This window comes from Campylobacter concisus (assembly GCF_015679985.1).
GTDB classification, from domain to species: Bacteria; Campylobacterota; Campylobacteria; order Campylobacterales; family Campylobacteraceae; genus Campylobacter_A; species Campylobacter_A concisus_AC.
Window position 1 is genome coordinate 1,614,172 of sequence record NZ_CP049239.1, and the last position, 11,590, is coordinate 1,625,761.

At 38.1% G+C, this 11,590-nt stretch carries 16 protein-coding genes, 1 tRNA gene and 1 pseudogene; 6 read left to right on the forward strand and 12 right to left on the reverse strand.

Annotated elements, in window-relative coordinates:
• Positions 1-19: 19 nt before the first annotated feature.
• From G5B98_RS08110 to G5B98_RS08120, 3 genes are all read right to left on the reverse strand, one after another.
• Positions 20-580, reverse strand: coding sequence for a Fe-S-containing hydro-lyase (locus G5B98_RS08110; RefSeq protein ID WP_084109801.1), 561 nt, complete (start codon positions 578-580; stop codon positions 20-22).
• Positions 581-589: 9 nt separating this feature from the next.
• Positions 590-1,435 (reverse strand): fumarate hydratase, encoded by an 846-nt coding sequence (locus G5B98_RS08115; protein WP_149707053.1) that lies wholly within the window; start codon positions 1,433-1,435, stop codon positions 590-592.
• A gap of 242 nt (positions 1,436-1,677) precedes the next feature.
• Complete coding sequence (locus G5B98_RS08120) at positions 1,678-2,988, reverse strand: hemolysin family protein (RefSeq protein WP_223154647.1); 1,311 nt, start codon at positions 2,986-2,988, stop codon at positions 1,678-1,680.
• Between the two features lie 201 nt (positions 2,989-3,189).
• Between G5B98_RS08120 and G5B98_RS08125 the strand changes: the two genes are divergently transcribed.
• On the forward strand, positions 3,190-4,503 hold the full coding sequence (locus G5B98_RS08125) for a sodium-dependent transporter (RefSeq protein ID WP_196086621.1): 1,314 nt from the start codon (positions 3,190-3,192) through the stop codon (positions 4,501-4,503).
• Positions 4,504-4,547: 44 nt separating this feature from the next.
• Here G5B98_RS08125 and G5B98_RS08130 read toward each other — a convergent pair whose 3' ends face one another.
• Positions 4,548-4,994: a DUF411 domain-containing protein gene (locus tag G5B98_RS08130; protein ID WP_054197245.1), complete on the reverse strand. Its 447-nt coding sequence runs from the start codon at positions 4,992-4,994 to the stop codon at positions 4,548-4,550.
• Positions 4,995-5,102: 108 nt separating this feature from the next.
• Here G5B98_RS08130 and G5B98_RS08135 point away from each other — a divergent pair, with 108 nt between their 5' ends.
• From G5B98_RS08135 to G5B98_RS08155, 5 genes and pseudogenes are all read left to right on the forward strand, one after another.
• Positions 5,103-6,071, forward strand: a complete 969-nt coding sequence (locus G5B98_RS08135) for a putative transporter (RefSeq protein WP_107770862.1) — start codon at positions 5,103-5,105, stop codon at positions 6,069-6,071.
• Between the two features lie 285 nt (positions 6,072-6,356).
• Positions 6,357-7,160, forward strand: a complete 804-nt coding sequence (locus G5B98_RS08140) for a M48 family metallopeptidase (protein ID WP_196086622.1) — start codon at positions 6,357-6,359, stop codon at positions 7,158-7,160.
• Between the two features lie 129 nt (positions 7,161-7,289).
• Positions 7,290-7,625, forward strand: a pseudogene (locus G5B98_RS09495) (GNAT family N-acetyltransferase); the annotation flags it as partial.
• A 43-nt stretch (positions 7,626-7,668) separates the two neighbouring features.
• Positions 7,669-7,756, forward strand: a tRNA-Ser gene (locus G5B98_RS08150).
• 235 nt (positions 7,757-7,991) lie between these two features.
• Complete coding sequence (locus G5B98_RS08155; protein WP_196087368.1) at positions 7,992-9,155, forward strand: tyrosine-type recombinase/integrase; 1,164 nt, start codon at positions 7,992-7,994, stop codon at positions 9,153-9,155.
• On the opposite strand, the gene G5B98_RS08160 is transcribed toward G5B98_RS08155, so the two are convergent.
• From G5B98_RS08160 to G5B98_RS08195, 8 genes are read right to left on the reverse strand one after another with little or no spacing between them, the layout of a single operon-like run.
• Positions 9,129-9,311: a helix-turn-helix transcriptional regulator gene (locus G5B98_RS08160; RefSeq protein WP_196086623.1), complete on the reverse strand. Its 183-nt coding sequence runs from the start codon at positions 9,309-9,311 to the stop codon at positions 9,129-9,131. The two genes, G5B98_RS08155 and G5B98_RS08160, sit on opposite strands and share 27 nt — an antisense overlap.
• On the reverse strand, positions 9,308-9,490 hold the full coding sequence (locus G5B98_RS08165) for a hypothetical protein (protein WP_103569168.1): 183 nt from the start codon (positions 9,488-9,490) through the stop codon (positions 9,308-9,310). The genes G5B98_RS08160 and G5B98_RS08165 overlap by 4 nt, the downstream gene beginning before the upstream one ends.
• The gene (locus G5B98_RS08170) at positions 9,483-9,899 is read right to left on the reverse strand and encodes a YopX family protein (protein WP_085658556.1); all 417 of its coding nucleotides are present in this window, start codon (positions 9,897-9,899) and stop codon (positions 9,483-9,485) included. The genes G5B98_RS08165 and G5B98_RS08170 overlap by 8 nt, the downstream gene beginning before the upstream one ends.
• Positions 9,899-10,387 carry a hypothetical protein gene (locus G5B98_RS08175; RefSeq protein ID WP_196086624.1) on the reverse strand — a complete coding sequence of 163 codons (489 nt, stop codon included), beginning with the start codon at positions 10,385-10,387 and terminating at the stop codon, positions 9,899-9,901. The genes G5B98_RS08170 and G5B98_RS08175 overlap by 1 nt, the downstream gene beginning before the upstream one ends.
• Before the next feature lie 10 nt (positions 10,388-10,397).
• A complete protein-coding gene (locus G5B98_RS08180) occupies positions 10,398-10,658 on the reverse strand; it encodes a hypothetical protein (RefSeq protein WP_196086625.1) in 261 nt (86 codons plus the stop codon).
• Positions 10,655-10,894: a hypothetical protein gene (locus G5B98_RS08185; RefSeq protein ID WP_196086626.1), complete on the reverse strand. Its 240-nt coding sequence runs from the start codon at positions 10,892-10,894 to the stop codon at positions 10,655-10,657. Before G5B98_RS08185 ends, G5B98_RS08180 begins: the two co-directional genes overlap by 4 nt.
• Positions 10,895-10,905: 11 nt before the next feature.
• Positions 10,906-11,355: a hypothetical protein gene (locus tag G5B98_RS08190; RefSeq protein WP_196086627.1), complete on the reverse strand. Its 450-nt coding sequence runs from the start codon at positions 11,353-11,355 to the stop codon at positions 10,906-10,908.
• Positions 11,342-11,590: a hypothetical protein gene (locus G5B98_RS08195; RefSeq protein ID WP_196086628.1), complete on the reverse strand. Its 249-nt coding sequence runs from the start codon at positions 11,588-11,590 to the stop codon at positions 11,342-11,344. The genes G5B98_RS08190 and G5B98_RS08195 overlap by 14 nt, the downstream gene beginning before the upstream one ends.

Genomic DNA, 11,590 nt, shown 5'->3' on the forward strand with positions numbered 1-11,590 from the left:
GCTTGCTAGCGGGATAAATTTAGATCTTTTTGTAAGGTGCTTGGCCAACTTCATAGAAGTTATTGCCCTCGCAGTCAATGGCAACTATTGCTGGGAAATCCTCAACTGTAAGCCTAGCCACTGCCTCTGGTCCTAGCTCTGGGTAAGCTAGCACTTCATATTTTTTGATACTTTGGCTAATGAGAGCTCCGATGCCACCAATAGCAACCATATAAACACAGCATGATTTTTTCATAGCCTCGACTACTGCGTCACTCCTGTAGCCTTTACCGATCATACCATTTATACCAACTTCATTTATCATAGTTGGGGTGTATTTATCCATTCTACCGCTTGTTGTTGGGCCTGCTGCGCCGATAGCTTGATTTGGCTTGGCTGGAGTTGGTCCGACGTAGTAGATAGTCTCACCCTTTAGCTCAACTGGTAGTTTCTCGCCGCGTGCTAAAGTTTCAGTAAGTGCCTTATGCGCAGCGTCACGAGCTGCTATGATAGTGCCTGATATTAGGACGTTGTCGCCTGCTTTTAGGCTCTTTACCACCTCTTTATCAAATGGTGCTGTTATTCTTTTTACTTCTGACATTTTTTCTCCTTAAAGCTCGGCATCTGCGTGGCGTGCAGCGTGGCAGTTGATGTTTATAGCAACAGGAAGACCTGCTATGTGGGTTGGATACCACTCGACATTTACTTTTACGGCAGTAGTATCGCCACCAAGCCCTTGAGGACCAACACCAGTTTTGCAAGCAAGCTCTAGTAACTCGTCTTCTAATTTGGCATATCTTGGATCAGAATTTTTACTATCGACTGAACGAACTGCTGCTTCTTTTGCCAAAAGTGCTGCCTTATCCATCGTACCGCCTATGCCAACGCCTATTGTTAGTGGAGGACAGGCGTTTGGTCCAGCGTATTTTACAGCCTCTAAAAAGACTTTTTTTACACCCTCTATACCATCAGCTGGCACAAGCATTTTTAAAACCGATTTATTCTCACTACCAAAACCTTTTGGAGCTACTTTTATCTTTAGCTTATCTCCTGGCACGATTCTAGTGTGAATGACGGCTGGAGTGTTGTTTGTGGTATTTTTTCTCTCAAAAAGTGGCTCAGCAACAACTGACTTTCTTAGATAACCTTCAGTGTAGCCTTCCGCAATACCCTCGTTTATCGCATCTTCAATATATCCACCCTCAATATGCACATCTTGGCCGATCTGCACAAAAACAACCGTCATACCGGTGTCTTGGCAGATAGGTGCAACGCCCTCTTCTGCAAGCTTAGCGTTTTGTAAAATTTTGCCCAAAATGTCTTTGCCTAGTGACGAGCTTTCATTACTTTGAGCCTTTGTAAAAGCAGCCTTTAAATCTGGCGTCACAACATAACAGGCCTGTTTGCAAAGCTTAGCAACAACTTCTCTTATATCTTTTACATTTATTATTCTCATCTTTACTCCTCGTAAAAAACAATTTTTAATTATATTAACTATATTTAAAATTTAAGATTAAATTTTACTGTTGGATATCTACTCGAAAAATTTATATGAGTTTATTTTGTTTGACTACAACAAGAAGACTTATCTAAAACAAAAATTTAATGAAATAAGCGATGGCGAAATTGAGTCTATAGCATTACAATATTGATAGAAATTTACATAACATGGCTTATTTAAGCCATAAATATATAAATTTAAGATTGAATGCTCTCCTCTTCATTTTTTATCTTTTTTCTAACTTTGACTCGTGATATGCTAGCTCCATCCATCTTTCTTACTTCGTAGTAGCAGTTTTCGTCCTCGATCTTATCGCCTACAACTGGCAAACGACCGATTAAGTTGAAGACATATCCACCGATTGTAACTTGATCTGTCTCTTCGTCAAAGCTTATACCAAGAACCTCTTCAACGCTCTCTAGATCATATCTGCCTTGAAATTCATAAATATTGTCATTTATCTTTTTATAGTGTTGATCGACTTCATCGTGCTCGTCATTAAAATCACCAAGCACCTCTTCCATTATATCTTCCATCGTAAGAAGTCCGGCTGTTCCGCCATACTCATCGACTACGAGTGCCGCTGAAATTTGCTCTTTATTCATCATTACAAGCACTTTTGAAATAGAAAGGCTCTCAGGCACGATGACAAATTTACGAACAATTGAGTCAAAACTCTTTTCTTTGTCTTTACTAAAGTGAAGTTGCAAAATATCTCTAATGTGTATCATGCCCAAAATGATATCTTTTGAGCCGTCTATATAAGGAAAGCGAGTGTATTTTGACTCAAATACAACTTGTAAATTCTCTTCAAAGCTCTTTTGTTTATTTATACAGATCATATCGCGCCTTGGCGTCATGATCTCTTTTGCGACTGTGTCACTAAAATCAACTGCATTTTTAATGATCTCAGTCTCAAAGCTATCAAGCACGCCGCCCTTTAAGCTCTCACCAACGATGATTTTTATCTCTTCTTCAGAGTGGGCTAGTTCATTCTCTTTAGCTGGCTGGATACCTAAAATTTTAAGTCCAATGGTCGCTAAAATATCAAAAAGCTTAATTACAGGCGAAAATAGTACCCAGAAAAAGTGAAGTGGACGAGCGATTTTTAACACTGAAGTCTCAGCCTTTGCGATAGCAACTGACTTTGGCACAAGCTCGCCCATTACAACATGAAGTAGTGTGATAAGCGTAAATGCGATCGCAAAACCAACCGTATGAACTAAGATATCACTAAAGTTGAAGAAATTTTTAAGTGGAGCTTCTATAAGTCTTGCAACCGCTGGCTCACCGATCCAACCAAGAGCAAGTGAGCTTAGTGTGATGCCAAGCTGAGTGGCACTAAGATAGGTATCAAGCTTGTTTGACATCTCAAAAGCAAGCTGAGCGTTTGGCTTTTTCTCTTTGATAAGCTCTTCAAGTCTAGACTTACGAACTTTAACAAGAGAAAATTCTGATAAAACAAAAAAGGCATTTAGTAAAATGAATACAATGGCAAGTATTACCATTAAAAGCGAATTATCGCTACTGGGGTTCAATTATGATCCTTAAGAGTTAAAAATTTTTGCCTGATTATAGCGAATTTATATTTAGCGGTCAAATTAGCCACGCCCAAAAGTAACAATATTTCTTAAATTTAAGATTTATAAAAACTTCTTAAATCATATTTTGATAACATTATTTTCATCACTAAATTTATGGATTTTACAATGAGCAAAAAGAATTTTTCATCGCGCTGGGCATTTATATTGGCCTGTGTTGGATCAGCAGTTGGCATGGCAAATGTCTGGGGCTTTCCTTACAAACTTGGCACAAATGGCGGTGCAGCGTTTTTACTCATCTATGTTTTTTTTATAGCTCTTTTTTCATACGTTGGTCTAAGTGCGGAGTATGCGATTGGCAGACGTGCAAAAACTGGTACGCTTGGATCATATAAATATGCTTGGCAAAGTAGAAAATTAGGCGTATTTGGTAGTATTATTGGTTGGCTTCCACTTGCTGGTTCACTTTGTATAGCCATCGGCTACGCAGTTATCATCGCCTACGTGCTAAAAGCCCTTACTCAGGCACTTACTGGCTCATTTATGAGCGTTGATACGAACGTTTGGTTTAACTCATTTGCACTTCAAGACTACTCAGTCTTACCTTATCATTTTATTATCGTTGTTGGCACGCTTCTTACACTATTTTTTGGGGCAAAAAGTATCGAAAAAACAAATCAAATAATGATGCCACTGTTTTTCGTATTGTTTAGCATCTTGGCTATAAATGTTGCGATGCTGCCAAATGCATTTGATGGGTATAAATTCCTTTTTATTCCTGACTTTAGTAAGCTTGCGGACCCGATGGTATGGGTTTCTGCGATGGGTCAAGCCTTTTTCTCGCTCTCTATCACGGGTTCTGGCATGATAGTTTATGGGGCTTACCTTTCAAAAGATGAAGATATCGTTGAAAGTGCTAAAACTACGGCCTTTTTTGATACTATTGCGGCTCTTGTGGCCGCTCTTGTTATGATCCCAGCGGTCTTTGCCTATGTTATGGATCCAGCCGAAGGTCCAAAGCTACTTTTTGTAACGCTTCCAAAAATTTTACAAAATATGATCGGTGGACAAATTTTTGCCATTATTTTATTTACAGCTGTTATCTTTGGTGGTATCACTTCACTTCAAAATATGTTTGAGGTCGTGGCTGAGTCACTAATGCATAAATTTCCGTTTCTTAGTAGATTTTGGACACTCACGCTACTTTGTGCAGTTTGCTTTGGCATAGGAGCGTTTATGGAGCCTATTAGCAGTTGGGGGCCTTGGATGGACTTTGTATCGATCTATATCATTCCAATCGGCGCGGTAATCGGTGCTATTTCTTGGTTTTGGATTATTAAAAAAGATGAAATTTTAGACGAGATAAATTCTGGAGCAAATAAATCTTATGGTAATTTTTGGTATTTTGTAGGCAAATTTATCTACGTTCCGCTAACATTTTTACTTTGTATCATAGCCGTAAGTAAGGGAATTTCTTTTTAAATTTAGCTCACCAAAAAATAAGCTAAATTTAAAAATTTTTGAAGTTATCTTAGTTTTTTTGTGCCAATATAAGTGGCAAAAATTTCTTGTGAGCCATCTTTTTTAAATAAAATAACATCGTATTGCTCGGCTTTACTGCCTTGTTCCATGCCTTGACTCTCCATCGGCATGCCAGGTACTGCGATACCAACTACATCTTTTGGCTTAAGCTCTAGTAGGCGCTTTACCTCATCGGCTGGAACATGACCTTCTATGATATATCCATCGATGATTGCTGTATGGCAGCTTGAAAGCTCTAGCGGCACGTTAAATTCTTTCTTAACTTTAGCTATATCATCTACTTTTATGACCTCTTCGCTAAATCCAGCCTTCTGCATCGCCTCACCCCAGCTAGTACAACATCCACAAGTTGGGCTTTTATAGACCTTCATATCAGCCGCGAACGCAAGTGTTGCAAAAAAGCCAAGAGCCAAAAATGCTAATTTCTTCATCATTTTCCTTTACGTAAAATTTGCAAAATGATATAGCTCGCATTTAAATTTTATATAAATGCTTAATATTGCTTGCTATAATTCGCCAAAATTTACAAAAGGCACTTTATGTTTTCATCATTTTTTAAAGATAAAAAATGGGCACTCTGGGCTTATGGCGGAGCGATATTTATCATCTTGCTTCTTGTTTATCAAACACACCTAAATGTCCGTATAAACGAGTGGTATAAAAATTTCTACGACATCGTGCAAAACTCAAAAGATCATAATGTAAGTGAGTTTTGGCGAGAAATTTTTAACTTTATAAAAATCGCTATGCCTTATGTCGTGACTTACACTGTTATCTCGTTTTTTGCTAGCCACTGGGTCTTTCGCTGGAGAGAGGCGATGACGTTTAGATATCTAAAATTTTGGCAAAACTGCAAAAGTGACATCGAGGGCAGCTCACAGCGTATCCAAGAAGATGTCTACCGCTTTGCCAAAATAATGGAAAGCCTTGGCGTGCAGGTTTTAAGGGCGATCATGACGCTAATTGCCTTTATACCAGTACTTTGGGAGCTAAGCAAGAGCGTGAGTTTGCCTTACATCAAAGATATCGAAGGCTCGCTTGTTTATATCGCTTTAATAATTAGCATCGGTGGCTTAATTATTTCGTGGTTTGTGGGCATTAAACTCCCACATATCGAGTATAACAACCAAAAAGCAGAAGCGGCATTTAGAAAAGAGCTGGTTTACGGCGAAGATGATAAGTCTAAATTTTGCCAGCCAAACGTCATGCTAGAGCTTTTTACGGGTGTAAAGTTAAATTATTACAAACTATTTTTGCACTACGGCTACTTTAACCTTTGGCTCATCTCTTTTTCACAAATTCTTGTCATTGTACCTTATGTCATCATGGGAAATGGCCTATTTAGCGGCGTTATAACGCTTGGTGTGCTTATACAAGCTAGCAACGCTTTTTCTCAAGTTAGAGAGAGTTTTAGCGTCTTTATCGACAACTGGACGACGATAACAGAGCTAAGATCTGTAAATAAACGTTTGAGAGAATTTGAGAGAAATATAAACTATAAGGCGTAGGGGTTAAATTTAGAATATAGCGTCTAAATTTTGAATTCATGCGATGCAAATTCGGGCAAATTTTAAAATTTCATGAACGAGTAATTTCGGCTCTAAAATTTGAGCTAAGCTATAAGCGAAGCCAAATTTTAGTAGTCAATTCTTGCGAGTGAATGAGATTTTAAAATTTGCAAAAAAGCAAATTACTATTTTTGATATCACAAAAATTAATTTTCTCCCCTCGTTTAACAATACATATCCAACTCAGGCTATAATACGCAAAATTTTAGTCCAAAAAGGATAAAAATGAAAAAATTTCTACTTACATTGTTAGCGACTAGTTTGCTCTTCACTGGCTGCTCAAGCGTTACAAAAGCAGGCGTTGTTGGTGCTGATCGTAAGCAATTTATGCTAGTCTCATCAGAAGCTATGGAGCAAAGCTCAGCCCAAGCCTACGTCAAGACGCTAACAGCTGCTAGAAGTAAAGGCGAGCTAAATGTTGATCCGATCCTTACAAAAAGAGTTCAAGATATCGCTAAAAGGCTTATCGCTCAAACTGGTATTTTTAGGGATGATGCTCTAAAATGGAAGTGGCAAGTAAATGTTATTAACGAAGATACGCTAAATGCTTGGTGTATGCCAGGGGGAAGGATAGTCGTTTATAGTGGCATCATAAAAAGGCTAAATTTAACAGATGCGCAGCTAGCAGCGGTCATGGGTCACGAGATTGCCCACGCGCTTAGAGAGCACAGCAGGGAGCAAGCAAGTGCTGATCAGATGAAAAGCATAGGTATCTTTGCAATAGCTACAGCTACTGGCCTTGGCGATCTTGGAGCTAATGCTCTAAATTTAGCTAGCGAATACACCATATCTCTACCGTTTTCTCGCTCGCATGAGACCGAGGCTGATCACATCGGTACTGAGCTAATGGCAAGAGCTGGATACGATCCAAAAGAAGCGGTCGAAGTCTGGGTAAAAATGAGCAAGATGAGTGGCGGAAAGGTGCCTGAAATTTTAAGCACTCACCCATCAAATGAGAGCAGGATCAAGGACTTAAAAGAGATCGCAGCAAAGCTTGAGCCGATCTATCAAGCAGCCAAAAAATGCTAGGCTTCAAAAAAATTTGAGCGATCTTGATGGTTGCTCAAAATTTATAACTAGTACATTTTAAAAAACTACGACTGCTGATATTCGGCTAGTTAGCAAGGGTCTTGGTTTAAAGCCAATAATAACTCTCGCCAAATCTTTCTCTATAAAGAAAATGATAAAATTTTAGGCTACTGCTTACTGAGTGACTTTAATCCAAAAGTCGCTTACGATATAAGCGTAGAGATAAGCATCTATGTCGCTAAAAAGGCTCTTAAATGGGGTATCGGCAAACAGCTTTTAGCCCACAGCCTAAATGAAACTAGAGAGCTAAATTTAAAGAATATCATCACTTTAATATTTATTGAGAATAAAGCAAGTCCTAGGATATTTTTAAAATTTGGCTTTGAAAAATGGGGCGAACTGCCTGGCGTTTGCATGATGGACGGCGAGTATAAAGATGTCGTTATCTTGGGACTAAAGCTCTAAAAGCCAAGCATTAAGCAAATAAAGATATAATCACCTTCATCTTGGGTAGATGTCCGAGCGGTTTAAGGAGCACGCCTGGAACGCGTGTGTGGGGCAACTCACCGAGAGTTCGAATCTCTCTCTACCCGCCACCATATTAAGAAACACACAGAATTAATAAGCAAGTTACAGCAATAAAATCTCGATTTTAACAATAATTTAAAGCATTATCTCATAAACTTACGGCAATAAAAAGAAATAAAAAGCAAGTAATAGCAAAGACTTTTTAGCTGACTTTTGGCTGATTGCCTTTAAAAAAGTAGCTAAAAAAATAAAAATAGTCAGCCAAAGGGGTATAAAACGCCTAAACTATCACGCCAACTCACGATCACGCAGTTTAAAAATCTCAAAGCAAAAGAGAAGCCATATTTTGTCAGCGACGGCGATAATCTGCTAATTAAAATAATGCCAAACGGCACAAAATTTTTCATATATGAGTTTCGAGAAAATAGCAAGCGCCACCGCCTAACACTGGGTAAATATGATGAAATGAGCCTAAGCGAGGCAAGAGATAAAAGAAGTGAGCTAAGATTAAAACTCAATCAAGGCGAGAGCCTAACACAAACAGTAGAAAAAACAAAATTTAAAGCAGTATTTGAAGCGTGGTATAAAACAAAAAGTAAGTTGAGTGAGAAGCAGCAGTTTTGGATGAAAAGGCGGTTTGAGACGTTGTTATTGCCAAAACTTGGCGAAATGGACATAAAGGAGATAAGCAGAAAAGACATAATATTTGCCATTAGCCCACTACTAGAGGATGAAAAACTAGAAACAGCCGATAGAGTGCTAAGCATATTAAACGGCTTTTTCAAATATGCTCTATTGCACGAGTATGTAGATCACAACATAATAGCGGATATTGACAAAAAAACTCTACTAGGGCGTAGAGAAGTGAAACATTTTGCATACTTAAAAAATGATGATGAGATAAGAGCCGTATTAATGGCGATAAGAGATTATTTTGGAGACATAAGAGTAAAAACGTGTGCGATATTTCAACTATATACCGCAGTAAGAGGGCAAAACGCTAGGAATGCCAAGTGGTCGCAGATAGATTTTGAAAATTGCCTTTGGCGTATCCCAGCAGACGAGATGAAAATGGCAAAGCCCCACGAAGTGTTTTTAAGCAAAAGTGTAATCAACCTATTAAAAACATATCGTGAGTGCCTGCCGTTAAAAAGTGAGTTAATTTTTCCGTCCATAAAATCAAACATTTCTCCACTAAGTGACAATACTATCCGCATAATGCTTAGAAATTTAGGCTTTAACAAAGATATGGTAACGCCGCACGGCTTTAGGGCGACTTTTAGCACGATCGCCAACGAAAACATAGATAAGCACGGCTGTAATAGTGATGTTATTGAGCTTTGCCTAGCACACGTTGAGAGTAACAAGGTTAAGGACGCATACAATCACGCCAAAAACCTAAAAGCGAGAGCTAAGCTTATGCAGTGGTGGAGTGATTATTTAGATAACTTGGGCGGTTTTGCCTGATTTGTAGGCACGTATAGATTTTAGGGAGTAATAAATTACTCTGGAGTTTATTTTGTTGGCGATTATTGCACCTTGTTTTACTTTGTCATAAAGTGATCGTGCAGATATGCCTAACTCTTTTAAGGCTTCATCGCGCGTAATAAATGTATCGCTCATTTCCTCTCCTTAATATAATCTTTCAAATCTCGCAAAGCGTGCCGTAAATAGCGGACGTCGCATTTAAATAAAAGAGCTTGTATTCGCTCAACTAAATTTATCTTTTCATTGTGAGCCTCGCAAAACGCTTCTAGGTTTGCAAGGGCTGCTAAGTGTTTTTCTCTTTCTGGGCTACTCATCTAATAGCTCCTTGTTTTCATAGATGTTGCCTATTACTAATATTTCATTGATTTCGTTTAAATACTCTCCATAATGGTCTTTAGCTTTAACAAGAAAACTAGCTGACTGATTGCTCCATTCAACTACACCTATGTAGTTCTTGTTAGAAGCTGCAAAGCTGACTATATATCCTGAATATATCTCTTTACCTTCAATATCATAGTGTCCAGTAAACTCTAGTAGTTCAATCTTATCCTTAGGATAAAGGACGAGAACGCAATCAGTATTCCCATAGTATTCTGGTAAGACATCTTTCATTGGTATGGCAACAGCATCTATAATCCCTTCTTTGCTGAAAGCTATATTTGTTATTCTAAACACTTTCTTGTAGCTTGGGTAATAGAGTTTATACTTAATATTTCTCACCATTAGCTTTCCTTTAGTTTAAATCCAAGAGAATACATAGGCTGCCACTTCATTGAGTTTTTATATGGTGCAAACTCTTTATCTGCTTCAGTTATATTCTTTCTAGTAAAAGTCATAGCATAGGTTTTAGCAGAAATATCATAAGTTTCAAAGTACCATAGGACATCTCGCTCATTAACGTAGTCTCTGTCTATGTCATTAATAGGTTTATCCATATAATCCTTAAAGCAGTAACATCCTTGTTTAATATTACTGATTTCAAAGCGAGCAGGATTAGATTGATACTCGTCTTCTTTGGCTAATAGGACATCTCCGGACTTAAACTTAGTAGTTGCTTCAGGCTTTATCCTATATTTGCAATCATCAAAATCCCAAATGTCATATACTTTATCTTCCCATAGACCTACTTCTTTGTTACAACCTTCCACAGGCTTACCCTCAGAAAAAGCCCTAATAACTTCTATCTTTTCTTCTAGTGTTATCTTTTTCATCATATATCCTTTAATTTTTAGTGTTTTTATGTTCTGCATTTTTCCTAATATATGCATCAATAAATAGTATTGCCGTTGCTAACAACAAAGACAACGCTATCACGTGTACCCCTCGCCAAAATATAACCCCGTTAGTGAGGTAAAACATTGCAGTAAATAGAAATGTTAAACTACCCACAAAGGAAAGTATCGCTATGGTGCAGTTTGCTAGCGGAGAGGTTTTGTCAAAAGCCACCAGCGAGTAGCAAACTTCTCTTAGAAGCTCTTTCATTGTTCATCCTTTAGCTTTTTATATGTTTCAAGCAGCCTTTCTCTCTCAGCGTTTTTTAGATAAAACCAGTCATACTGAGAAAAATTTACCCATACCGGATCTATATCAAATCTTAAAAGAAAGGTATTTAATTGTTTTAATTTTCTATAATCTATTTTGGTAAATTGCCAATCATGGCTTAAAAACCATTCCAAAAGCCCTATTAATTTCTCTTTGTCCGTTTTTCGCCAAAACATTATCAACCCTTTCAAATATTCTCAATATAAAAATAAGCCAGCGTTTGGCTATCCTCTGCCTCTTTACGGTATTTCGTATCACAACTCTTGTTTGATATATAGGCTATTTTGTCTTTATTCACCGCATAAAAATCAGCTAGTATCGGCGCTAATCTTTGCCCTTTGCGTTCATTTGGTGCTAAACGCAAATAAAGTAGATCGCAGGCTAGCTGTGGCGCTGTCGTGCTAAAGTTTTGCTTGGCAATGCATGCCTTGTTATCCAAAGCGTTTATCTGAGTTTCTATCCGCCTTTTAAAAGCGTGATAGTGTCCTACTATTGGCGTCATAGCTTCTATTAGCTCATCAATAAATTTGCTCGCTTTTTTATTGATAAATAGTCCTAGTTCCTCAGTGCTATCCATTTTTAAAAAGCTATACGCCATAACGAAAATAGCAGCGTCTTTTATCTCAGCCGTTGTCATCACTCGCTCCGTTTAGATTTTTGCCTTTTAGTATTTGTAGCACCTCTTGCTTTGAAAATTTAGAGGCTGGGCTTAGCTCGATTTTGCTAAGCCAGTAGCGATCTAACTTTTCGCAGTAGTATTTCATCGCACTTTCGTAATTTAACCGCTGCGGCAGTGGCACGCCTATCTTAAACGTGCCTTTTACTAGCTTCATCTTATCTTTTGCGCTCATAATCGCTTCGCCATAAGTCAT

What these genes read in the sequence shown, in the direction of transcription:
- G5B98_RS08110 (WP_084109801.1), bottom strand. Translation starts at nt 580, where the DNA reads ATGTCAGAAGTAAAAAGAATAACAGCACCATTTGATAAAGAGGTGGTA.
- G5B98_RS08115 (WP_149707053.1), bottom strand. Translation starts at nt 1,435, where the DNA reads ATGAGAATAATAAATGTAAAAGATATAAGAGAAGTTGTTGCTAAGCTT.
- G5B98_RS08120 (WP_223154647.1), bottom strand. Translation starts at nt 2,988, where the DNA reads ATGGTAATACTTGCCATTGTATTCATTTTACTAAATGCCTTTTTTGTT.
- G5B98_RS08125 (WP_196086621.1), top strand. Translation starts at nt 3,190, where the DNA reads ATGAGCAAAAAGAATTTTTCATCGCGCTGGGCATTTATATTGGCCTGT.
- G5B98_RS08130 (WP_054197245.1), bottom strand. Translation starts at nt 4,994, where the DNA reads ATGAAGAAATTAGCATTTTTGGCTCTTGGCTTTTTTGCAACACTTGCG.
- G5B98_RS08135 (WP_107770862.1), top strand. Translation starts at nt 5,103, where the DNA reads ATGTTTTCATCATTTTTTAAAGATAAAAAATGGGCACTCTGGGCTTAT.
- G5B98_RS08140 (WP_196086622.1), top strand. Translation starts at nt 6,357, where the DNA reads ATGAAAAAATTTCTACTTACATTGTTAGCGACTAGTTTGCTCTTCACT.
- G5B98_RS08160 (WP_196086623.1), bottom strand. Translation starts at nt 9,311, where the DNA reads ATGAGCGATACATTTATTACGCGCGATGAAGCCTTAAAAGAGTTAGGC.
- G5B98_RS08165 (WP_103569168.1), bottom strand. Translation starts at nt 9,490, where the DNA reads ATGAGTAGCCCAGAAAGAGAAAAACACTTAGCAGCCCTTGCAAACCTA.
- G5B98_RS08170 (WP_085658556.1), bottom strand. Translation starts at nt 9,899, where the DNA reads ATGGTGAGAAATATTAAGTATAAACTCTATTACCCAAGCTACAAGAAA.
- G5B98_RS08175 (WP_196086624.1), bottom strand. Translation starts at nt 10,387, where the DNA reads ATGAAAAAGATAACACTAGAAGAAAAGATAGAAGTTATTAGGGCTTTT.
- G5B98_RS08180 (WP_196086625.1), bottom strand. Translation starts at nt 10,658, where the DNA reads ATGAAAGAGCTTCTAAGAGAAGTTTGCTACTCGCTGGTGGCTTTTGAC.
- G5B98_RS08185 (WP_196086626.1), bottom strand. Translation starts at nt 10,894, where the DNA reads ATGTTTTGGCGAAAAACGGACAAAGAGAAATTAATAGGGCTTTTGGAA.
- G5B98_RS08190 (WP_196086627.1), bottom strand. Translation starts at nt 11,355, where the DNA reads ATGACAACGGCTGAGATAAAAGACGCTGCTATTTTCGTTATGGCGTAT.
- G5B98_RS08195 (WP_196086628.1), bottom strand. Translation starts at nt 11,590, where the DNA reads ATGACTTATGGCGAAGCGATTATGAGCGCAAAAGATAAGATGAAGCTA.